The sequence below is a fragment of the Mesorhizobium sp. P2_A8 genome (assembly GCF_056404935.1).
Genome location: NZ_JBFUDB010000011.1, coordinates 109,416 through 130,813 on the forward strand (window position 1 = coordinate 109,416; position 21,398 = coordinate 130,813).

At 63.9% G+C, this 21,398-nt stretch carries 18 protein-coding genes; 12 read left to right on the forward strand and 6 right to left on the reverse strand.

All coding sequences use genetic code 11. The annotated features are described in order from the left end of the window. Position 1 precedes the first annotated feature (1 nt). Positions 2-1,348 (forward strand): VpsF family polysaccharide biosynthesis protein, encoded by a 1,347-nt coding sequence (locus tag AC1D10_RS29930; protein ID WP_477278363.1) that lies wholly within the window; start codon positions 2-4, stop codon positions 1,346-1,348. A gap of 380 nt (positions 1,349-1,728) precedes the next feature. Continuing rightward, the gene (locus AC1D10_RS29935) at positions 1,729-2,286 is read left to right on the forward strand and encodes a dihydrofolate reductase family protein (RefSeq protein WP_477278365.1); all 558 of its coding nucleotides are present in this window, start codon (positions 1,729-1,731) and stop codon (positions 2,284-2,286) included. A 121-nt stretch (positions 2,287-2,407) separates the two neighbouring features. Here the strand turns inward: AC1D10_RS29935 and AC1D10_RS29940 are convergent, their stop codons facing one another. Together AC1D10_RS29940 and AC1D10_RS29945 are read right to left on the reverse strand one after the other, a co-directional pair. Next, positions 2,408-2,794: a hypothetical protein gene (locus AC1D10_RS29940; protein ID WP_477278367.1), complete on the reverse strand. Its 387-nt coding sequence runs from the start codon at positions 2,792-2,794 to the stop codon at positions 2,408-2,410. Positions 2,795-2,827: 33 nt separating this feature from the next. Next, positions 2,828-3,157 carry a MoaF-related domain-containing protein gene (locus tag AC1D10_RS29945; RefSeq protein ID WP_477278369.1) on the reverse strand — a complete coding sequence of 110 codons (330 nt, stop codon included), beginning with the start codon at positions 3,155-3,157 and terminating at the stop codon, positions 2,828-2,830. 190 nt (positions 3,158-3,347) lie between these two features. Between AC1D10_RS29945 and AC1D10_RS29950 the strand changes: the two genes are divergently transcribed. Continuing rightward, the gene (locus AC1D10_RS29950) at positions 3,348-4,388 is read left to right on the forward strand and encodes a LacI family DNA-binding transcriptional regulator (RefSeq protein ID WP_477278371.1); all 1,041 of its coding nucleotides are present in this window, start codon (positions 3,348-3,350) and stop codon (positions 4,386-4,388) included. Between the two features lie 156 nt (positions 4,389-4,544). On the opposite strand, the gene AC1D10_RS29955 is transcribed toward AC1D10_RS29950, so the two are convergent. Then, a complete protein-coding gene (locus tag AC1D10_RS29955; RefSeq protein WP_477278373.1) occupies positions 4,545-5,504 on the reverse strand; it encodes a DMT family transporter in 960 nt (319 codons plus the stop codon). Between the two features lie 324 nt (positions 5,505-5,828). Beyond that, a complete protein-coding gene (locus AC1D10_RS29960) occupies positions 5,829-6,431 on the reverse strand; it encodes a DUF924 family protein (protein WP_477278375.1) in 603 nt (200 codons plus the stop codon). 331 nt (positions 6,432-6,762) lie between these two features. Between AC1D10_RS29960 and AC1D10_RS29965 the strand changes: the two genes are divergently transcribed. Beyond that, the gene (locus AC1D10_RS29965; protein WP_477278377.1) at positions 6,763-8,286 is read left to right on the forward strand and encodes a winged helix-turn-helix domain-containing tetratricopeptide repeat protein; all 1,524 of its coding nucleotides are present in this window, start codon (positions 6,763-6,765) and stop codon (positions 8,284-8,286) included. Between the two features lie 174 nt (positions 8,287-8,460). Here AC1D10_RS29965 and AC1D10_RS29970 read toward each other — a convergent pair whose 3' ends face one another. Further along, positions 8,461-9,720, reverse strand: coding sequence for a glycoside hydrolase family 5 protein (locus AC1D10_RS29970; RefSeq protein ID WP_477278379.1), 1,260 nt, complete (start codon positions 9,718-9,720; stop codon positions 8,461-8,463). Further along, positions 9,717-10,886, reverse strand: a complete 1,170-nt coding sequence (locus tag AC1D10_RS29975) for a DUF1972 domain-containing protein (RefSeq protein WP_477278381.1) — start codon at positions 10,884-10,886, stop codon at positions 9,717-9,719. The genes AC1D10_RS29970 and AC1D10_RS29975 overlap by 4 nt, the downstream gene beginning before the upstream one ends. Positions 10,887-11,199: 313 nt before the next feature. Here AC1D10_RS29975 and AC1D10_RS29980 point away from each other — a divergent pair, with 313 nt between their 5' ends. From AC1D10_RS29980 to AC1D10_RS30015, 8 genes are all read left to right on the forward strand, one after another. Beyond that, a complete protein-coding gene (locus AC1D10_RS29980) occupies positions 11,200-12,369 on the forward strand; it encodes a glycosyltransferase family 4 protein (protein ID WP_477278383.1) in 1,170 nt (389 codons plus the stop codon). A 41-nt stretch (positions 12,370-12,410) separates the two neighbouring features. Further along, complete coding sequence (locus AC1D10_RS29985; RefSeq protein WP_477278385.1) at positions 12,411-13,703, forward strand: MATE family efflux transporter; 1,293 nt, start codon at positions 12,411-12,413, stop codon at positions 13,701-13,703. A 48-nt stretch (positions 13,704-13,751) separates the two neighbouring features. After that, the gene (locus tag AC1D10_RS29990) at positions 13,752-14,948 is read left to right on the forward strand and encodes a GNAT family N-acetyltransferase (RefSeq protein ID WP_477278649.1); all 1,197 of its coding nucleotides are present in this window, start codon (positions 13,752-13,754) and stop codon (positions 14,946-14,948) included. A 73-nt stretch (positions 14,949-15,021) separates the two neighbouring features. After that, positions 15,022-16,239, forward strand: a complete 1,218-nt coding sequence (locus AC1D10_RS29995; RefSeq protein WP_477278387.1) for a GNAT family N-acetyltransferase — start codon at positions 15,022-15,024, stop codon at positions 16,237-16,239. Between the two features lie 112 nt (positions 16,240-16,351). After that, positions 16,352-16,576: a hypothetical protein gene (locus AC1D10_RS30000; protein WP_306280573.1), complete on the forward strand. Its 225-nt coding sequence runs from the start codon at positions 16,352-16,354 to the stop codon at positions 16,574-16,576. A 69-nt stretch (positions 16,577-16,645) separates the two neighbouring features. Continuing rightward, positions 16,646-19,144, forward strand: a complete 2,499-nt coding sequence (ligD, locus tag AC1D10_RS30005) for a DNA ligase D (RefSeq protein ID WP_477278389.1) — start codon at positions 16,646-16,648, stop codon at positions 19,142-19,144. Positions 19,145-19,373: 229 nt separating this feature from the next. Further along, the gene (gene ku, locus AC1D10_RS30010) at positions 19,374-20,279 is read left to right on the forward strand and encodes a non-homologous end joining protein Ku (protein WP_477278391.1); all 906 of its coding nucleotides are present in this window, start codon (positions 19,374-19,376) and stop codon (positions 20,277-20,279) included. After that, on the forward strand, positions 20,276-21,394 hold the full coding sequence (locus AC1D10_RS30015; RefSeq protein ID WP_477278393.1) for a tetratricopeptide repeat protein: 1,119 nt from the start codon (positions 20,276-20,278) through the stop codon (positions 21,392-21,394). Before ku ends, AC1D10_RS30015 begins: the two co-directional genes overlap by 4 nt. Positions 21,395-21,398: the final 4 nt, after the last annotated feature.

A 21,398-nucleotide genomic window follows, 5' to 3' on the forward strand; every position in this document is an offset into this window, starting at 1 on the left:
CATGGCCTCCGGCTGGAGCGGAACCGCCTCGACTTTCGGCGCTGCCGCGCCCCGCGCCGGCACCTCCGTCGATGCGGTGACCCAGTTTGGACTGATCGCGGCCGTTGTGGTGCTGTTCAGCGTGTCGGGCGGCATGCTCTGGCTCCTGGGCTACAATTACGACGGCCTGTCAGGCAGCGCGGCAACCAAGATACATCCCTCCACCTATCTCATCATTCTGCTGTTTGCCTGGCGTTCATGCACGTTCGGCAATCCGGTCGGCTATTGCGTCCACGTCGCCGACAGGCGGCCCGCCACCGCGCTGATGATCGTCATCGCCGTCGTGTTGCTGGTCGTCGTCATCGTCAGGCAACGTCCAGGCATGGCCGGCATGGTCGACACGTTCGTGGCGTCCGGGCTGCTGGTGCTCATGCTCGGCGAGGATGACGAATGGACATTCGCCCGGCTGCGCACCGTCATTCACGCGGTCATGACGGTCAATGCGCTGCTCGCCCTTGTCGAATTCGCTACCAAGACACTGGTGTTTCCCTATCGTTTCGATGGCGAGGTGTTTGCCACCGACCTGCGTTCGAGCGCGCTGCAGGGGCATCCACTTGTCAATGCCACGCTGACGTCGATCTACGTGCTTGCCCTTTTGAGCGGTGCGAGATCGCTGCCGGCTCCGCTGCGGCTGGCGATGATCGGCCTGCAATGCGCGGCGCTCGTTGCGTTCGGCGGCCGGTCGGCGATGGTGGTGACCATCCTTCTGGGTGGCAGCTATGTGCTTTTCCACGGCTTTCGCAAACTGCGCACGGGGCGCGTCAACCTGCTCGGCGCCGCCCTGGCCATGATGCTGGTCGCGCTGCTGCCGGCTGCCATCGCCATATTGGCCTCGGAGGGCTTTTTCGATGCGCTGCTCGGCCGCTTCGTTTCGGATGGCGGCAGCGCCAATGCCCGCGTCGAGATGTTCGAGATCTTCAACTATCTGGAACTGCGCGATGTGATCGTCGGGCCGAGCGTCGACCTCGTCGAGAGCCTGCGCCGCATCAACGGCCTCGAATGGGGTATCGAAAATCCATTCATCCGCATGACAGTCTACCAGGGCGCCTTCTTCACCCTTTTGATGATGTCCAGCTTCGGGCTGTTCATGCATGAGGTGGCGCGCCGCTGCCATCCTGGCGTCTGGCTGCCGATGCTGGGCTGGCTCATTCTTCTCAACACCTCGGAGAGCATCTCCTCCAAGACGACGCTCCTCACCAAGATCATGGTGCTGTGCCTTGCCCTTTACCGGCCGGCGCGTTCGGTGATCAGGCCGGTCAAAGCGGTTCGTCCTGTCGCGGAAACGCAGAACCGCTCTCTATCTTTTTAACGCAATTGCGGACGGAGAGCCGAAAGTGTCGCTCGCGACTGACGTGCCGGGTGGGGTACCAGCTCAATCAAACTGGCTGCCGCCAATGGCCGGGATTGGGCCGAAAACGGACTGTCCACTACTAAATGGCAACCTCTCGAAAGCAGCCGTCGCGCCTGTGATCAAGCCAAAAGTCGACGACAGTTCAAATCTATACGGGCGCATCTGCGCCATTGTACGACAGTGTATCCGGCAGGCTCCCTGGAGCCGCCGATTGTCCGCCGCGAAGGGCGGGTTTTTGGCCTGGCGCCAACTTCTCAAATCGACCCATTGCGGAAGTTCAACATCAACCGCGAGCAATCGGCCTTCATGTTCTCCATTGTATGGCTTAGACTCGCCGCATGGGACTATTGACCTTCAGCATCAACGTCACCCTGGACGGCTGCGTCGACCACCAGGAGGGAATTGCCGACGAAGAGACGCACGCCTTCTTCACCCGCCTTATGGATGAACGCGGAGCAATGCTGTGGGGTCGCGTCACCTACGAGATGATGGAGAGCTACTGGCCGGCGGTCGCCCGCGGCGACGAGGAGGCGCCACCGGCGATACGCGAGTGGGCGGTCAAGCTGGATGCCAAGCCGAAGTACGTAGTGTCATCGACGCGAAAGGCCTTCCCGTGGACCAACAGCCACCACATCGGCGGCGAACTGCGCACGGGCGTGCAGAGGCTCAAGGACGCGACCCCGGCCGGCGTGCTCCTCGGTAGCGGCAAGCTCGCGACCGAGCTGGACCGGCTGGATCTAATCGACGAGTACAAGCTCCTCGTGCACCCCAGGATCGCGGGCCACGGCCCGACCCTCTACCAGAGCGGGCTGCCCAGCACGCGACGGCTCGAGCTGATCTCGGCCAAGCCGCTCCGCAGCGGCGCGGTCGCCATGCATTACCGGCGCGCGCGCTGACGCAGAGCAGGAGAGGAACACCTGTTGATGGTTCTCCAGGACGCGTTTTCCCAAACCGAGGCGCCGGACCCTGCCGCTATTCTTTACGAAGTCGTCCACGGGGGCCAGGATCACATCTGCTTTATGACTTCATCTCGACACGAATACCATGCAGGGTCTTGCTCGAAGCATTGAGCACGCGACCCGCCGGTTGGGGGGCCATATGCACCACGAGACAGCCTTGACCATCCCATGCCTGGACCGCCTGGATGACATCTCGATTGGGCGGCATCATTGTCCCATCCGGCGCGAAGTCGTGGATAGGGCCTTCCACCTGATCGAACACGAATACTGAAGGCCAGCGGTGGTGATGTGTCGGCTCTTCCTCGTCAGGCCTGAGGATCACTTCAAGCACGCGTAGCCGGTCATTCTCAAACAATACCTTGTGGTTTGCGGGCGCCGCGATCACGGCGTCAAGCTTTGGGTCCCACTGCGTAGGGTCGGTCTGGTCGATCATGTTGGTGGTCATGGCACAATCTCCTCTCAGATACACAGGCGGCCCTCACGCCGTCGTCACTGGTTGAATTGTGCCTTGCGCGCAGAATTGCTGCCCGTCCGCCAGTCGCGCATAGTTATGAACGATCTGGTTCTCGTGATCTTGAACCTGCACGACAAAGTTGCCGCCTTGCTCGGTCCAATTCATGATGAAAAGTCCGGGCCGAACGCCGGTCAGATTGCTCTGAACCACCTCGTCGATCTCGGTAGCGCCGATCGTCGCCTGCACCCGCAATTCGGTCGGCGACAGGACCGTCAGCCTCGGTACGAACTGTCCGAACGAGCAATCAAAAGTCTTTCCGACGAGCGAGGTCGGGGCACCATTGGTCGTAGCCATCCTAATCCTCCTTGATGATTTGCGAAATCAGGCACACTTGGCCGATGTTCGGCACAGATGCCGAAACCTTGCAATTTTTCAATCTTTGGAGCGCTCCAAATGCAAATTCCAACATTTAAGCCTTAGCGTCAAGAAAAAACTTGGAGCGCTCCAAAAAATTGTCTAACTGAGGGAAATGAATGCTTCCAAAATGCCTACGCTCGCCGATGTCGGCCGGGTCGCGGGAGTCTCCCGCGGTACTGTCTCCAACGTATTCAACCATCCGGACCTGGTGCGGCCCGATCTGCGCCAGCGCGTCGAGGCCGCGGCGCGCCAGCTTGGTTACGATGGCCCCGACCCGAGAGGGCGCGTGCTGCGCGACGGCAAGTTCAACGCCATCGGCCTGATCCCCCCGGGTGCATACGCCATTGCCGACATGATCAGGAGCCCGTATCTGCGGGAGCTGGTGCTTGGCGTTTCGCTTGCTTGTGACGAGGCTGGAGCGACGCTGAGTTTGGTCAATGGTACGGACGAAACGCGCACCTCCACCATTCGAGAGGCCTTAGTTGACGGCTTCATCCTGGGCCACAGCGCGGACATCGAGCTGATCGCTTCTTTACGGCGCCGGCGGCTGCCCTTCGTCATCCTCGAAAGCGATGCCGGTCCGGACGTCAATTCGATCCGGATAGACGGCAGGAGCGGGGCTCTGGCGGCCATCAGGCACTTGGCTGCTCTTGGACATCAGCGTTTTGCAATCCTGTCCATTCGGCGCACATCGGGGCCGCCCATCGTCCATATGCCGGGCAATGCCCCGCGCGCTATTTCTGCCGGTTTTCAACTCGATCACGAGAGACTCTCCGGCTTCGCCCAGGGTTTGGCTGAGTTCGGTCTGTCAATTGACAATGTCCCGATCATCGAGACGACCCCAGGTGAGCCTTCGGCAGGAGCGATCGTATTCGACCGGGCTCCGCAAGCAACGGCGATCTTGACTATGTCGGACTGGCAGGCAATCACCGTCCTGGACGAAGCGCGTCGGCGCAATATCAAGATACCCGAGCACATGTCGGTCGTCGGCTTCGATGGCACCGCGGAGTCTTCGCGCACCACGCCTCCGCTCACGACAGTGGCTCAAGACATTGTCGGGAAGGGGAGACTTGCCGCCACGACGGTGTTTGCAAACGGCGCCCCGAACCAGGTGATCATACCGGTCGAACTTTTGGTCCGCGGCTCGACCACCCGGCCGCGCGGCTAGGCCGGGTCACCTCTTCCATCGTCGTGACGCACCGGAGCGTATTTGCTGCGGTAGTTAACTCGTGGTGGCGCGTCGACCTGCGGCCTCGCCGCAAGCGGCGTCTGCTTGATCGAGCTCCGCTTCAGGCCAATTCCTCACCCGTCACTCGCAGGACCACTACGCGACGCGTGGTTGAGTCGTCCTGGGTTTGAGCACGGTGGCGAGCACGATTCCGGCGACGATGAAGGCAGCACCGACAAGATCGTAATCGTGCAAGCCCTCGCCGAGCAACAGATAGGCGAGTATGGCGACGAACACCGTCTGCAGATAGAGCAGCATGCTCGCCCGGCTCGCACCAAGCGTTTCCACGCTTTTGTTGTAGAGATAGTACATCAAGGCGCCGCCGGGGCCTGCCAGATAGGCGAGCGCGAGAATGCTGTCGACGTCCATGGTGGAGCGTTCGTCGTTGAACAGTTCCCATAGATGGAAAGGCAGCGCGACCAGCGCACCGGCGCCGAGCAGCAGCACGACCATCGGCAAGAGTTCGATGCCGAATTTGGCACGGCGCAAAAGCACGGTGTACAGGCCCCAGCAGAACGCGCTGCCGACGATCCACAGCTCGCCAGCGTTGAACTTGAGTTGCAGCAGCGCCGTCAGGTTCCCGTGGGCAACGATGAAAATCATCCCGGCGAGCGCAACCAGCGCGCCTAGCGACTTCCACAGCCCGAGCGGCTCGCCAAGCACGAAACGGGCGAGCACCATCGTCATGACAGGCGACAGCGCCATGATGATGCCGGCCGTGGTGGCGTCGGTGTCATTGAGGCCATGGTAGATCATGCCCTGGCACAGCGTGAGGCCGATCGCCCCCACGGCGACGACCTCCACGGCGCGAGTTCGCAAAAGCCCGATCATCGCGTCGTGATGATGGTGCACGATCGGCAGCAGGATGGCGAAAGCGAGCGTCAGCCGCCAGAAGCAGAGGCCCCAGGGCGGCATTTCAGGCGCCACCCATTTTGCCGCGATATAGACACCGGCCGAAAGCAGCCAGCAGAGGACGGCGGCCGGATAGCCGGTCAAGGAGGATAGGGGCCCGACCACGGGTTGCGCGGCTTGATGCGCTATCGGCATTGCCTGCATGTCATGCCCCCCTCAGTGAATGTCAGTCCAAGGACGCAATATATCCCCCGTCCTTGGATCCTGCATCTGGTTTTGAAATGATGAGGTCGAAAGGGGGAATCCGTGCCCGGCTGCCTATGTCTCTCGATGGAGGGTGGAGATTCTTTCCCTGAGTCGAGATGTCCTGACTTCGAGTGGTCAGCTGCCGATTTTCTTCCCGACGCTGCCATGCGGCTATCTCGTGCCGGCTAATCAAATGCCTGCTTCGGGTCCCAATGCAGCCTGAGTGGCATGGGAACCTAACCTGGCTTGGTGATTCCGCGTAGCGAGCTAGCGTGCGACTGGTTAGAAGCCTCTCCCCCACCTCGACAAGAAAGCCCTTTCTTCGACCGTGGACTGGCGCCCGAGGACATCGTTCCGATGTGGAAAGCGACCGAAGCGCGCAATAATATCGCGATGCTTCCGGATTTGGTCGACAGTCGGCTGCCAGAGGGGCCGAGATTCGACGGACGCCGCCACCAGCCTGCCTTCGGCTAGGCCCAGGATGTAGTTCTGGTCGTCTAGGTCCTCGTGATGCACGAAAGGAAGGCCCAGCGTGAATTGCTCGAGCGTCTCATAAGCCTCCCATCCATCCGCAACCATTATCCTCGCGAGATCTCGGGCGAGCGGATCGTAGGCATATGCCTCGGCACTGGCGCGGTGGATATTGCGTGGAAACTGGTCGAAAAGAACGACCAACGCTATCGCTTCCTGAGGGCTCAGTTGCTCCGGGGCCCACGTTTGTCCAGCGGCTGCAGCGATCAAGTGACCGAACCTTCGACGTATGACCTTGTCGGTCTCGTCGGATTGTTCCATCCAGACCCGGACGCGCTCGCCTGCCATGGCCTCAGTGCATCGCTGTCCTCCGAACCAGAACTGGTAGATGTGGCTGAGATCCGCTTTGTCCATCCGATGAGCTCCTCTCGATTGATGCGGGCTGGAAGATCCAGTGCGCCACCACCAACGCAACCGTTGCCAAGTTGAAGAGGATCGCCAGCACCAAGCATGTCGATGGCCCCCTGGCTGCCTCGTGCTGGGCTTCTATTGTCCTTCTTTGCAGCGCACTCGGGTCACGGAGCAGTGCAAGCTCGGCGAAGGGGTCATGCCAAACGTAGGGAAACATCAGGCCTCCTCCCGTATTGATTGATGATTATGGGAGATTGGCCTGAGGGCGTGGATCGAGTATCGAAGAGGGTCCGAAATACTTCCGAAAAGTGAGCCAGCAAGGTCGACCGGCGACATGCACCCGCGCTTGAGTATCGGCGATCTGGAATTTGATCCGGCGACGGAATCGGTCCGCCGTAACGGCCAAACATGGTCGCTCGGTTCTCGAGGCTCCCGTCTCCTTGCAGCCCTGTTGAGGCGCCGCGGTGACATTCTTACCAAATCGGAGCTGATGGATGCTGCATGGGAAGGGCGAGCCGTAGAGGAGAGCAACCTTTCGGTACAGGTTGCCTCGCTAAGGAAGATCCTCGGCAAGGGCTCTCACGGCGACATCATCGTTACGGTGCCCCGCATCGGATATCGCCTTGCATTACCCGACGCCTCTGGCCGTCCTGCCTCGCCGCTCAGCGAAAGGCCGTCGGTGGCGGTTCTTCCCTTCTTCAACCTGAGCGAAGACCAGGAGCAAGCCTACTTCGCCGACGGCCTGGCGGAAGAGATCATCGGTGTCTTGGGCAAGGTTCCGGGACTGTCGGTCATCGCGCGCAACTCGAGCTTTGCTTATCGCGACCGGAACATTGACGTGAGAAAAGTCGGCGCCGACCTCGAGGTCCGGTTCGTGCTGACCGGAAGCGTGCAGCGTTCTGGCCAGAGGCTGCGCATGTATGTAGAGCTGGCCGACGCCGCGAATGGCTCGCAGGTCTGGTCGACGCGGTTCGATCGCGATCTTACCGACATCTTCGCGATCCAGGATGAGGTTGCTCGCGAAGTCGCGGACGCGCTTCGCCTTTCGATATCTCCGCGCACCACTCTAGCCGAGCTCGAAGGGAAGTCGGCGAACCTCGAAGCGTTGGACCTATCCCTTAGAGGCAGAGCGATACTGTTTTCAGAGAGTCCATCTCCGGACCGGGCGCGCGCCGGCATCGAACTCATGCGCCGTGCGCTTGCCGTCGATCCCACCCTGCCCGGGCCCTACGTCGCCCTTTCAATAGCGTTCTTGACCATGGCCGTGAACCGGTGGCTACCGGACGTCACCGCCGGGGTCGCTGAAGCACGCCGATGCGCCGATGCCGCCGTCAAAATCGATCCGGACTTTGCACTGGGCTACGGCATCTCCTCGATTGTGGCCTTGATGGAAAAGGACGGCGCCCGCGTCGAGAACGACTCCCTCAAGGCCTTCAAAATCAACCCCAACCATACCCTCGTTCAAGTGGGACGCGGCAATGCGTTCACGCATGGCGGCCGGCCACTGGAAGCTATCCCTTACTTTGAGGAAGCCATCCGGCTCGACCCGGCGCTGACTCACCAGAACCTGCACCACCTTGCAACGGCATACCTCTTCGGAGCACGCTACGAAACGGCAGCATCGCTGCTCCGGGCGCGCATCCTGCTGGTCCCAGAAACCGATATTTCGCGCGGCTACTTGTGCTCGGCGCTTGGTCATTTGGGTCAAGTGGAGGAGGCCCGCCGAGTCTGGAACGATCTAACTGCCATCAACCCGGCCTATTCACTTCGGGAACGCCTTTCGAACTTCTGGTTCGCCAGTCCGTCCGATCCGGAGCGAATTGTTGAAGGTGCCGCCAAAGCAGGTCTGCCGATCTAGCACACAATTCCGGTAGTGGATCCTCGGATATTCCCCTAGTCGCTGTGAAGGAAGCCGCGCGGATGCGCGTCGATACGACAATGTCCGCTTAGCGGCGCAAAGTTGCCGTTCGCATCAGGGAAGACGTAAGTCGGCTTTGGGTCGACTCGGTCGTTCGGAGGGATTGGGTCTTGCCTAGTCCGCCGGCATGGCCAGGCCAAGCGCGTCGACGATATCCGGGTCGAGGGCCCGCGTGGTGTCGTCCATCATCCCCATGCCGTCGAAGAGATTCCAGAATGCCCAGCCAAAGCCGAGATCCTCGGCGCTCTGGCGCACGTCGGCGATGTAGCGTGCCCGATCGGGATTGGGCGCCGCCACATAGCGGGCGTCGGTGCGCAGCGCGCCGAACTCGCCCATGATGATGCGCTCCGGCGCAAGGCCGTGGCCGTCGCCCCAGGCGCGAACCTGGCGGATATAGTTGTCGACAAAGCGCCGATCGGGCTGGGCGTCGAAATAGACCTTCAGCACACGCTCTGTTTCCGCATAGGCGGCCTGCCTGTCCGCCTCCGAGGTTTCGGTGTCCTGCGCCATCCGCGCCCTGACCGACGCCAGCGTCTCTTCCAACGAGCCGGCGGATGCCGGCCATGGCACATTGTTGAGCGAACGGTAGACGGGTTCGCGCATCCACGGCGCGCCCTGATGGCTGAACAGATAGGGTTCGTAGAAATGGAAGGTGAACAGGATCGGCTCGAACGGCGACAGCGGCGCCGGATCGAGCGCAGTCAGCCCGCCGACCATCGAGCCGCAGCCTCCGGTGACGACCAGCGGCAAGGTTGCAGCCGACGCCCGTGCCGCGGTCAGAAGCGCGAGCTGGACCTGCGACCAGACCTCCGAAGCGCAGGCCTGCGGCGGCTCGTTGACCGGCTCAAGCGCTACCTTGCGGGGCTGGAAGCGCTGCAGCCTGCCGGCAAGCTCGCCGACCAGCCCGCGATAGAGATCAAAGGCGGGCGCGGTGACGCTGGCGACCATGCGGTCGGGATTCCAATAGTGGGTGGCGCCATTGGCTTGCACGTTGACGATGATGCCGAGACCGGCGTCGAGGGTGGCGGTGACCGCCGCGTCCAGCATGTCCAGCAAGAGGGCGCGGGTGGTGGCGTCGGCTGCCAGGAACGGGCCGGGATCGACCGGCAGGCGGATGAAATCGAGCCCCGTCTCGCGCAACCGATGCAGGTCGTCCGCGGTCGGAACCGGCCGCTGCGACTGGAAGGGTGGCCAGCCATAGTCGGTGCGCGGTGCCGGGAATTCGCGTGTCAGCGAGAACCAGGGCCAGGCGTTGACGCCGCGCCGAAACTGCGGCTCGGAGGCGCGGGCGAACGGCGCGATCGAGAGGGAGCCAAGTGCCGCCGCCGTCGACAGCGCCGTCCGCAGCACCCGCCGGCGCGACCAACCTGTCATGCGGTGCGGCGCGATGCGCGATCGACGGCGACGGCCTCGTCGGCGGTGACACCGAGAAGCCGATAGGCTTCACGCTCATAGGCTACCAGGACATCCTCCCAGCGGAAGGCCTCGCGGGCGCGCACCCGGGCCGCGATGCCGCAGGTGCTGACCAGGGCATCGTCGTCCTGCGCCTGTTGCATGCGTTCGGCGCAACTGTCCGTGTCGGTGAAGTAGATCGCCGCAGCACCCGCGGTCCAGCGATTGAACGGATTGTCGTGCGCGATCACCATGTTGCCGGCCGCCAGCGCCTCGACCAGCGACGGGTTGGTGCCGCCGACCGTGTGGCCATGCAGATAGGCGCGCGCGTGATAGCGCAATGCTTTCACCGTCGCCTGGTCGTAGATGGCACCCGGTAGGACCACCGACCCGTTCGCGGCGTTGCGGACGGCGACATGATAGGGGATTTCGTCGGACAGCGTTCCGAGCACCACCAGCTTCATGGCGCGCTTGCGGCTGCAAAAGGCTTCGACGATCGGCAGGATGTTGTTGTCGGGTTCGATGCGCGCGATCGAGATCAGATAGCGCCCGGGCTCCAGGCCGAGCGCCCGGACCGGTGCTTCCGGCGCCGATGTCACCGGATCGGCGCCATAGGCGATGGTGGCGATGGCGCTGCGCGGCCGGCGCGTCGCCAGATGGTCGGCGATGGCGGGATGATCGGCGACCAGGCGATGCGAGGCCCAGGCGCCGATCCATTCGTTGAGCCAGAACCAGGTGCGGGCCGCCAAACCCCATTTGGGGCGGCGCCACTCGATGCCGTCCATGTTGGTGAAGATCTTGCGCCCCTTCAGCCTCAGCCAGGTCAGGAAAATCGCGCCGTTGTAGCCGAGCACCAGGCAGACGCCCGGCCGCCTGGCGGCGTCGCGCACGCATTGCCAATCGAATTCCAGGGTCGCACGCGGTCCCTTCGAGGCAACCTGGACGTGGATGAGTTCGATGCCGCGCCAGGTTTCGCTGCGCACCCGCTGGTCGATCCGCTCGACCTCGTCCTGGCAATAGACGCCGACCTTCCAGCCTCGCCCTGCAAGAAAAAGTGCCAGTCTTTCGGCGAAGGTTTCAAAGCCGCCATGGGCCGCGGGTATGCCGCGCGTCCCCAGGATCAGAATGGCAGGCTTCTCTGGTTTCATGGCCGGCAGTACTTTCAGATCTGAATATATTAGCGATTGCTGCATCATCAAGAAGCAGACGGGCAACTTCCGTGCCATCTCACGATTTCGGCGCTCGGGCGGATGATCATCGCGCCGGGTTGTAAAAAAACTGTATTGAAGCTGGTGGTTGTTTCATTATCGGTCAACCCTTCTGTGCGTATCTGTGTCGAAACGAGGCATTGCCAGGATGTGGCGTCCGGCAGCCGGACGGTTCAACCAGGCATGGTTCTTGCGACAAGGTCCTGCATGCCACCGCCCGGCGCGATGGTGCGGCACCTGGCGGGATACAAAGATGCGGATTGCCTGCGTTCATCAGGGTTATGAACTCTATGGTTCCGACCGCAGCTTCGCGGAGAGCGTTGCTGCGCTGCGCGCCGCGTTTCCGTCCGCCGACATCGAGGTGGTGCTGCCGCGCAGCGGGCCGATCGTGCAGATCCTGGAACGCCATGCCAGCCGGATCGTCTTCGAACCGCTCTGGGTGTTGAGGCGCCAGGCCATCGCGCGCCTTGCGACGGTCGAGATGGCGCGATTGCCGATGGCGGTGCTGAGAGCCTGGCGGCGTCTCAGGGATTGCGATCTCACCTACGTCAACACCTCGATCGTGGCCGACTATGCGCTGGCCGCGCGCCTTCTCCCCGACAAGGCTGTCCTGCATATCCACGAGATCCCCGAAGGCGCCATGCGCAGGGTCCTCGTCGGCCTGATGCGGTGGAGCCATGCGGACCTCATCTTCAACTCGAATGCGACGCGCGCCGCGTTCGGCGATCCCAAGATCTCGCGCACGCATGTCGTCTACAACGGTGTCGCCGGGCCGGCGGCCGCCGAACCCATGACTTACGACGGCAAGCGGCCCTTGCGGGTGCTGCTGCTCGGCCGCGTCAACAGGATCAAGGGCCAGGAGATCCTGCTCGAAGCGATCGCGTCGATGCCGCCGGAATTGCGGTCGAGGATCGAGGTGCGGCTGGTCGGTGGCGCCTTCGAAAGCGCCGAGCGCGAACGCGCTTTGGCCGAACTGGTCCGGAGCATGGGCCTGGCCGAACGGGTCAGCGTATTGCCAGTCGTGGCAGATCCCTCGGCGCATTACCGCTGGGCCGACATCGTCACCGTGCCGTCGCGGCGTCCGGAATCGCTGGGGCGCGTCGCCATCGAGGCGATGGCCTATGGCCGTCCGCCGCTGGTGTCGGCGATCGGCGGCCTGGTGGAAGTGGTCATCAATGGCGGGACCGGCTGGCACGTTCCGCCCGGCGACGCAGCCGCCCTGGCCGACAAACTGCGCGAGATCATCCTGCGGCCAGATGCGTGGCGTGGTTTCGTCGCCGCTGGCCGGTTGCGATACGAGAAGATTTTCAGCGAGCAGGTGGCGGCGGCGGCGATCGCGGCGATCGCCACCGACAAGCTGAGGGCGGCGCTGGCGAAGCCTGGCCGGGCGCATGCCGCCCGCGAAGCGGAGACCAGTTCGTGAAGTTCGCGTTTCCTGGCCATCTGCTGCGGCGCCTTGTGCTGATGATCGGCGGCGAGGCCATACAGAGCGGCTTTCACTTCGCGCTCAACATCGCGCTGCTGCACGTGCTGTCGGCACAAGGATACGGCATCTTCGCCATCGCGATGGTGATGGGCGGTGTCGGCCTGTCCTACATCAGATCGCTGACCGCCGTCCCCGCCAGCATATGGATGGGCAAGAGCACCAACAGGGCCGGCGTCGATGCGCATGACGTGACGTTCGGAGGGGCGGCGGTGGTCGTCGCGTCGATCGCGGGCGGGGCGACCGCGCTGCTGATGCTGCTCTGGGGTGACGCGGGCAGTATCGCCGCCGGATGCTTCGTCGGCGCCTGGTCGCTGCGCAGCCATATGCGTACGGCTTTCTTCGCGCGCCGCCAGCAGATGGTCGTCAGCATAAGCGATTTCACCTTCACCCTCGCCGGTGCCGCAATGGCAGCGCTGGCGATCTGGACGGCGGCGAATGTGCTGCAGATGGTGTTCTACGCCCTTGCAGCGGCCAATCTGATCGGCATAGCCGTGCTCGCGCGCCTGGCACCCCGTCCGCTACGGCTCAGTTTCCGAGCGCCTGTGCGGCGACGCTATGCCAGGCTCTGGCGCCAACTGCGCTGGTCGGGATTCAGCGCGACGACCACCAACATTCAGGGTCAGTGCCTGGCGCTGCTGGTCGCGGGTATTGCCGGTCCGGCGGCCTACGCGCCTATCGCGGCGGTTCTCGTCCTGTTTGCCCCGTTGCGCATCGTCAGCCTGGCCTTTGTGAACATGCTGCAGCCCGAGCTTGCGAAGCTGATGGCGAACAATGAAGTCGGGCGCGTGTGGATGCACGCCAAGCTCTGGTCCCTTGTCATGGGGCTCGGGAGCCTGGTCTACGGAGCGGGCATCCTGTTTGTCCTGCCGACGATAAGATCCCAGGCTCTCGCGGATGCTTCGGTCAGCGTCATCGGGCTTCTCGCCTTGGCGAACTTCGTACCGATCATGCTCTACATCATGCCGCGCATCATCCTCGAGATACTCGGCGAGTTCCGGGTCGTGGCGTTCATCACAACGGCCGGCGCGGTCGTCGGGCTGGTCCTGATCGCAATCCTGCTCGCTATCGCTTCCCCGACATGGTCGCTTGCGGGTGCCGCGGTCTCCGAGACCGTTGTGCTCGTGGCCTCATGGTATTTCGCACGCCGCCACATGCTCGCGCTTGAGAGCGGGACGCTCGACAGCGGGACGCTTGACAGCGGGGATAGCCGCCATGGAAGCAAGTCGACGTCGTGGCGAGGCGCCGCCCCGCTTGCCACCGGAAAAAGGTAGGAGACAGACGTGTCGATCCAGACATTGACGACTGCGCCCGATACGCCGATGGCTGGAGCGCCAGTGCCGGCCGGGCAGGCTATCCATGCGTCCCGAAGCACTGCCGGGGGAGCCTACACCGCACGGCTGCACACCAGCCTGGAAACCGTCAAGCCGCTCTGGCTTGAATGCCAGGCGAATGGGGTGTGCACCGCCCATCAGCTTTATGCTTGGGCCGAAGGGATCACCAGGCGGCTGATGCCTGCAGGCGCCGACCTCCTCGTCGTGGAAGTGGCGGATGCGGGGACCGGTGAATTCAAGATGCTGGTGCCGCTGATGCGGCGGTCGAGCTTCGGACATCGGGTGGTCGAATGGCTGAGCTGCGGCGTCTGCGATTATTCAGCGCCGCTGCTGGCGGATGCGAGCCCGTGGACCAGGCAGGGCGCTGAAGCCGCCTGGGCGGCGATCCGTTCCGTGCTGCCGCCTGCGGACCGCATCCACATCACCGGCATCCCGCAACAGAACCGCGGCGTGGCCAATCCGCTGGCGTTGCTTTCGGTGGCGCGCGATTCCATCCAGATCACCTTCGGCCTTGCTCTGGAGGGCGACCCGGAGACCCTGATCAAGCGCCATGGCAGGCCGTCCTTCGTCAAGACCTACAACAAGGACTGGCGCCGGCTCGAAAGGCACGGCAGCGTGGATCTGGTCGACGCCAACACCCCGGCCTTGCTAGCGCGCGTCTTCGACGCCCTGGTTGAGATGCGGCTCAAGCGTTTTCGCCAACTGGGCCGTTTCGATCTCCTGGCGCAGCCGGCGGTCGTCGATTTCTACCGGAACGCAGCTCTTCAGGGCCTGTCCGACGGGTCGGTGCGGGTCTTCGGATTGCGCGCAGGCGAGGACTGGGTCGCTGCCCAGTACATGCTGGCCCGGCAAGGCACCTTGCATGCCCTCTTGATCGGAATGGACCAGGAGGTGGTGAGCAACGCCTCGCCGGGCATTGCGATCATCGGCACGTTGATGAGCTGGGGACTTCGGCAGGGGTTCGACTATTTCGACCTGTCGGTGGGCAGCCAGCCCTACAAGGAACAGTTCGGCACCGAGAGTTTCGTTCTGGCCAAGATCGACGAAACGCTGACGCCTCTCGGCAGGGGCGTGGCAGCCGTCGCTTCGCTTCGCGAGCGGGCCGAGCGTTTCGTGCGCGCCAATCCGCGGCTGCTCAAGACCGCCCAGGGCGTGATGCGCCGCTTGCGGAGGTCGAAGGGCTGAGGGGGAAAAACAGCTCCGGCATGGATCGCCCGCGACGCATCCGATCGCCGCGGGACAATGGTGGGAGGCAGACATGTCGAGCCGGGCAATGCGAATGGCGCCGATAGCTGGCGCGCAGGCTTCTCCGCCTGCCGCCAGCGCTGGCGCCGACGAGCGTGCCTGCACCGCCCGGCTGCACACCAACCTCGAGACCGTCAAGCCGCTCTGGCTGCAATACCAGACCGACGGCGTCTGCACCGCCCATCAGCACTATGCATGGGCCGAGGGGATCGTCGGTCGGCTGATGCCCAAAGGTGCGGAACTGCTCATCGTCGAGGTGAGCGACGCCGCGACAGGCGAGCCCAGAATGCTGGTGCCGCTGATGCGGCGCCGGGCCTTCCACCACCATGTGATCGAATGGCTGAACTGCGGCGTCTGCGACTATTCGGCGCCGCTGCTGGCGGATGCGAGCCCGTGGACCACGCAGGGCGCCGAAGCCGCCTGGGCGGCGGTCCGTTCGGTGCTGCCGCAAGCGGACCGCATCCACATTGCCGGAATCCCGCGACAGGTCCACGGCGTGGCCAATCCGCTGGCTCTGCTTTCGGCGACGCGCGATTCCATCCAGATCACCTCCGGCTTGGTCATGTACGGCGAGCCCGAGGGTCTCATCAGGCGCATCTGCAAGCCGTCCTTCGCCAAGGCCTTCCACAAGCACCGCCGGCGCTTCGAGAAGCTGGGCGGCCTCAGCCTGGTCGAGGCCGACACGCCCGCCCTGGTGGAGGAGCTCTTCCAGAGGCTGCTGGAGCTGCGGCTGAAGCGCTTTCGCGAGCTTGGGCGTTTCGATCTCCTGACCCGGCAATCGGCCGTCGATTTCTACCGGAACGCGGCCCTCGAGGGCCTGTCCGACGGGTCGGTGCGGCTGTTCGGACTGCGCGTCGGGCAAGCCTGGCTTGCCGCCATCCTTGTGCTGGCCAGAAAAGGCACGCTTCACGGCATTCTGCTCGGGATCGACCAGGATGCTGTCTCCAATGCCTCGCCGGGCCTGACGACGATCGCCAAGCTGATGATGTGGGGGCGCGAGCGGGGATTCGATTATTTCGACCTGTCGGTCGGCAGCCAGGGCTACAAGGAACATATCGGTGCCGCGAGTTCGGTTCTGGCCGAGATCTGCGAACCGCTGACGGTGCGGGGCTGGGGTGCGAACGCAGCCATTTTGTTTCGCAGCCGGGCCGAGGCCAGGGTGCGGTCCCGTCCGCGGTTGCTCAAGGCCGTCCGGGGCGTGGCGCAACGCTTGCGGCGATTGAAGGGCTGAGGGCGGTTTGCCCGCGAAATTGACAGGACGGCGGGTCTCCGGCATCCTTGAGCCCAGTCGCCACGCTGCGGACAGCGGCCTTGTTGCGTGTCAGGCGACCGAGGGCAGTGTCATGTTCAGTCCCGTCATCGGCCAGAATTCCAAGCGCGCCGCGGTGCGCAAGGCGCTTGACCGCCACAAGGTCTACATCACCGCGCAGAGTTTTTCGGCCGGCGCCTACCAGGCACGCGTGCTGGTCGACGGCGAGGCCTACTGGGTCGACGAGTTCCGGCTCGCCCAGCTGCAGCAGGGCCTGTCGCCGGCAGAGCTCGAGTTGACACCGGCCACAGACGATTGAGAGCGTGAGGCCTGGAGGTAGCGCTCTGTCGGGACGCTTGCACTTGGCTGCCGTGCTTCGACCTATGCCATGACGACTCCCCCCAAGCTCAAAACCTATCGCGCCAAACGCGAATTCTCGAAAACGCCGGAACCGGCCGGCGGGTTGGTCACCGACGAAGGCAACCGCTTCGTCGTCCACATGCATCACGCCACCGCCGATCATTATGATCTCAGGCTGCAGGTCGGCGGCGTGCTGAAGAGCTGGGCGGTGCCGCGCGGGCCGTCGCTCAACCCGGCCGACAAACGCCTGGCGGTCGAGACCGAGGATCATCCGCTCGAATATATCGACTTCGAGGGCGTCATTCCCGAGGGCGAGTATGGCGGCGGGCCGATGATCGTCTGGGACACCGGCAGCTGGGCGCCGATGGACGATGTCGAGAAGAGCCTGCGGGCCGGCGCCTTCAAGTTCAGGCTGGCCGGCGAGAAGCTCAATGGCGGCTGGATGCTGACCAGGCTGAAACCAAAACCCGGCGAGGACGAGAACAAGAAGAACTGGCTGCTGTTCAAGGAGCGTGATCTTGCCGCCGACACCGCGCTCGACATCCTGGAGACGCGGCCGGAGAGCGTGAAGTCCGGCAAGCGCATCGAAGAGTTGGTGGCGCCTGCGAAACCCGCGCCCAAGCCCAAGCCGGGTTCGCTGAAGCCAGGCACACTGCCGGGCGCCTTCAAGGCCCCGGCGCTCAGCCGCATCGAGCCGCAACTGGCGACGCAGGTGCCGAAACCGCCGGGCGGCGAAGGTCCTGCGGAAAATACAAACGAGCTCTGGCTGCACGAGATCAAGTTCGACGGCTACCGCACCATGGCGCATCTCAGCGAGGGCGTGGTCAAGCTGATCACACGTGGCGGCATCGACTGGACGAAGCGCTATGGCGACCTGCCGCAGGCCGTTGCGAAACTGCCGTGCCGCGACGCCATCATCGACGGCGAGATCGTCGTGCTCGACGCCAAGGGCATCAGCCGTTTCGCGCTGCTGCAGGATGCGCTGGCCGCGGGCGCCGGCAACAAACTGCATTTCTACGCCTTCGACCTGCTTTATCTCGACGGCTGGGACCTGACCAAGGTGCCGCTGGTCCGGCGCAAGGCGCTGCTGGCGCAAATGCTGTCAGGCCTCGGCGCCAACTCCGCCATCCAGTTTTCCGATCATGTCGAAGGCTCGGGCCAGGGGCTTTACGATCAGGCGTCGGAACTCGGGCTGGAGGGCGTCGTCTCCAAGCGCGCCACCGCGACCTACCAGAGCGGCCGCACCAAAAGCTGGACCAAGACCAAGGCGCTCCAGACCGGCGACTTCGTCATTGCCGGCTACACCACCTCGGACGCCGCCGAAGGTCTGGCAGCGCTCGGGCTTGCCGAGTTCGGGGACGGCGAACTGCACTACCGCGGCAAGGTCGGCACCGGCTTCGCCGCGGGGACCGCTGCCGAATTGCTGGCCAGGCTGGAACCGCTCACATCAGGCGCGACGGCGCCCGAAGGCGTGCCGCGCGAAGTCATGCGCGAAATGCACTGGGTGCGGCCGCTGTTTTCGGCCCATATCCACTTTGCCAACCGCACCGCGGACAATGCGCTGCGCCACGCGGTGTTTCGCGGCTTGCGCGATGTCGGCCTGTCGACGCCGGTGTCGGCCAAACGCAAGCGGCTGATCTCGGAGGCCGACCTCGCCACCATCTGGGTGACCAACCCGACGCGGCGTCTGTTCGGCAAGACCGGGCCGACCAAGCTCGACATCGCCGTCTATTACGCGCTGGTCGGTGACTTCATGCTGCCGCACATTCTCGGCCGGCCGGTGTCGCTGGTGCGCTGCCCGACCGGCCTGCCGAAGGACTGTTTCTTCCAGCGTCATTCCTTCACCGGCATGCCGCCCTCGGTGGTGACGTTCGAGGCGACCAATTCCGAGGGCGAGACCAAGTCCTATCTCTCGGTCGAAGGCGCCAAGGGCTATCTGGCGCTGGCGCAGTTCGGCGTCGTCGAGTTCCACACCTGGGGCACGCACCGCGCCAGCCTCGACAAGCCCGACCAGATCGTCTTCGACCTTGACCCGGGCGATGGGATCTTGTGGCGCGAGGTGGTCGAGGCGGCCGTGCATATCAAGGGTGAGCTGGAGGGGCTCGGGCTGGTGCCGTTCGCCAAGACCTCGGGCGGCAGCGGCATCCACATCACCGTGCCGGTGACGGGCAAGCAGAACTGGAAGAAACTGCACCAGGCGACCAGCGCGATTTCCACGCATCTGGCGGCAACCGCGCCCGACACCTTCACCACCACCATGGGCAAGGACAACCGCAAGAAGCGCATCTTCATCGACTATCACCGCAACGCGCGAGGCCACACCTCGGCCGCCCCCTATTCACTGCGCGCCCGCACCAATTTGCCGGCGTCGACACCGGTAAGCTGGGCGGACCTGGAGTCGATCGACGCACCGCAGGACTTGAACTATTCCTCGCTGCCGGGGCTGCTCGCGACGTCGGGCGATCCGTGGGCGGATATCGAGGAGTTTGCCCGGGATTTGCCGGTGATGCCGGGAACGAGGACATAATCGCAGAGTGGCCGCGATCCTTCGCGCAATCGCTCAAATTCCAACGCCATCGACGCTCCCGACAATTTGAATTATCCTCCGCCGGCGACCCCCTGTGCCGTCTAAAACATTTCGTCAGGGATTTGACTGTATTGTGCGGGGTCGGTGTAGGATTTCCGTGGCGTCGTTCGTCCTTCGGACGAACAGCGCTGCACCGGTGTGACAGTGCATGGCCGCGTAGGAGTGTTTCATGGCGCCCAGGGCAAGTTGGAAAGGTTACCTCAAGCTCAGCCTCGTCAGCTGTCCGGTGCGGCTATACCCCGCCACCAGCGCCAGCGAGCGCATCAGCTTCAACCAGCTGCACAAGAAGACCCACAACCGCATCAACATGAAGCCGGTCGACCCTGAACTGGGGCTGGTCGAGCGCTCGGATCTGGTCAAGGGCTACGAGTACGAGGACAAGCAGTACATCATCATCGATGACGCCGATCTCGACGCGGTGCGTATCGAATCCAACCACACGATGAACATCGAGGCCTTTGTCGACGAGGGCGAGGTCGACGTCATCTACCAGGACGCGCCCTATTACATGGCGCCGGATGGCGCGATGGCCGAGGAGACTTTCGCCGTGCTGCGCGAAGCGATGCGCAAATCCGGCAAGCTGGCGATCGCGCGCCTTGTGCTGTCCAGCCGCGAGCGGGTGGTGACGATCGGCGCGCGCGAGAACGGCATGTTCGTGTGTACCTTGAGGAACCCGAACGAAGTGCGTGGCACGGCTGAATATTTCGGCAACATCCCGGCCGGCAAACCCGATGCGGAGATGCTGCAGCTGGCCGAAGCGCTGATCAAGCAGAAGGAAACCACCTTCGATCCGAAGAACTACGAGGATCGCTACGAGATCGCGCTGATGACGATGATCCGCGAGAAGCTGAAGGGCCACAAGCCGATCATCGCGGCCGCCCCCGAGCGCGGCAACGTCATCAATTTGATGGATGCGCTGAAGGCCAGCCTGTCGCAGTCGAAGCCGCCGGCCAAGTCGAAGAGCAAGGCCGACGAGGCCGCCAAGCCCGCCGCCAAGAAGGCGGCAGCCGGTGGTGCGGCTGAAAATCCGCTCAAGGCCAATCTGCTGAAGGCGGTCGGCAAGAGCAAGAAATGACGGCACCAGCCGTCCTGATCCCCGGGGCTGTCTTCGGCACGATCGGCGCGCTGGCGGCGTTTCCGCTGCGGCTGGCGGCGCGCGAGGTCGAGCGCCAGCACGGCCAATTGCGGCGCGGTGTCACCAGGCGCACCACGCATGTCGTGTTCGGGCGGACGCATCTGGGAAAATCCGGCGATGCCGAGATCGAGCGCCGCGTCGCTGCCGAGCGCACGGCCGGGCGCACGCTGATCAGCGAGAACGGTTTCCTGCGCCTGCTCGGGCTGATGAAGGCGCCGGAGGCATCCTCGCTGTCCAGGCAATCCCTGATCGACCAGTCGCGGCTGTCGGGCGCCGACCTCGACCTGCTGTCGCTGTTCGATGCCTTCGAGCATGACAGCGAACCCTATTCCTTCCGCGACCTGATCCTGGCGCGCAAATATGCCGGGCTGGTGGCTGGCGGGGCGACCTGGGGCGCGATCGCGCGTTCCGTCCACCGCTCGGGTCCGGTGGCATCGCTGACCGCCAAGTCGCTCAATGTCGGCTCCCAGCAGGGGCGCCGCTCCGATGCGATCTATCTCGAAGGCGGGCAGAGCGAACTCGACGGACAATTGCTGTTCGATCTGGGCAACGCCGGTTCTGCCGGCGACGACACGCTGGAAGAGCTGTTCGCGGAGGCCGAAGCGGCGGAGGAGGGCGGCGACCATGACGGGGCGGCCGCACTCTACCAGCGATGTCTGGCCATCGACGCGACAGATGCCATTGCCGCCTTCAACCGCGCCAACTGCCTGCGCGCCGGCGGCTACGGGAGGGAGGCCGCGCACGACTATATCAGAGCGATAAAGCTTGACCCGGCCTTCGTCGAGGCGTGGTTCAACCTTGCCGGGCTGATGAGCGAGCAGGGCCGCGAAGCCTCGGCGCGAAGGCATCTGCAGAAGGCGATCGCGCTCGACAAGACCTATGCCGATCCGGTGTTCAACCTCGCGCGGCTGGAATTCGACGCCGGCAATCTGCTGGAAGCGCGCCGCAACTGGGCGCGCTATCTCGAACTCGATGCGGATTCGGAGTGGGCGCGCGTGGCGGCCAAGGGGGTGCAGTTCGTCGATCTGCAACTGGCGCAGAAGTCGGCGTCCTGACCAG

Bases quoted from the DNA above. Each gene is read 5' to 3' on its own strand.
- AC1D10_RS29990 (WP_477278649.1), top strand. From the start codon at position 13,752: ATGGCTGGAGCGCCAGTGCCGGCCGGGCAGGCTATCCATGCGTCCCGA.
- AC1D10_RS29995 (WP_477278387.1), top strand. From the start codon at position 15,022: ATGTCGAGCCGGGCAATGCGAATGGCGCCGATAGCTGGCGCGCAGGCT.
- AC1D10_RS29935 (WP_477278365.1), top strand. From the start codon at position 1,729: ATGGGACTATTGACCTTCAGCATCAACGTCACCCTGGACGGCTGCGTC.
- AC1D10_RS29960 (WP_477278375.1), bottom strand. From the start codon at position 6,431: ATGGACAAAGCGGATCTCAGCCACATCTACCAGTTCTGGTTCGGAGGA.
- AC1D10_RS29955 (WP_477278373.1), bottom strand. From the start codon at position 5,504: ATGCAGGCAATGCCGATAGCGCATCAAGCCGCGCAACCCGTGGTCGGG.
- AC1D10_RS29940 (WP_477278367.1), bottom strand. From the start codon at position 2,794: ATGACCACCAACATGATCGACCAGACCGACCCTACGCAGTGGGACCCA.
- ku (WP_477278391.1), top strand. From the start codon at position 19,374: ATGGCGCCCAGGGCAAGTTGGAAAGGTTACCTCAAGCTCAGCCTCGTC.
- AC1D10_RS30000 (WP_306280573.1), top strand. From the start codon at position 16,352: ATGTTCAGTCCCGTCATCGGCCAGAATTCCAAGCGCGCCGCGGTGCGC.
- AC1D10_RS29975 (WP_477278381.1), bottom strand. From the start codon at position 10,886: ATGAAACCAGAGAAGCCTGCCATTCTGATCCTGGGGACGCGCGGCATA.
- AC1D10_RS29980 (WP_477278383.1), top strand. From the start codon at position 11,200: ATGCGGATTGCCTGCGTTCATCAGGGTTATGAACTCTATGGTTCCGAC.
- AC1D10_RS29950 (WP_477278371.1), top strand. From the start codon at position 3,348: ATGCCTACGCTCGCCGATGTCGGCCGGGTCGCGGGAGTCTCCCGCGGT.
- ligD (WP_477278389.1), top strand. From the start codon at position 16,646: ATGACGACTCCCCCCAAGCTCAAAACCTATCGCGCCAAACGCGAATTC.
- AC1D10_RS29930 (WP_477278363.1), top strand. From the start codon at position 2: ATGGCCTCCGGCTGGAGCGGAACCGCCTCGACTTTCGGCGCTGCCGCG.
- AC1D10_RS29970 (WP_477278379.1), bottom strand. From the start codon at position 9,720: ATGACAGGTTGGTCGCGCCGGCGGGTGCTGCGGACGGCGCTGTCGACG.
- AC1D10_RS29965 (WP_477278377.1), top strand. From the start codon at position 6,763: ATGCACCCGCGCTTGAGTATCGGCGATCTGGAATTTGATCCGGCGACG.
- AC1D10_RS29985 (WP_477278385.1), top strand. From the start codon at position 12,411: ATGATCGGCGGCGAGGCCATACAGAGCGGCTTTCACTTCGCGCTCAAC.
- AC1D10_RS29945 (WP_477278369.1), bottom strand. From the start codon at position 3,157: ATGGCTACGACCAATGGTGCCCCGACCTCGCTCGTCGGAAAGACTTTT.
- AC1D10_RS30015 (WP_477278393.1), top strand. From the start codon at position 20,276: ATGACGGCACCAGCCGTCCTGATCCCCGGGGCTGTCTTCGGCACGATC.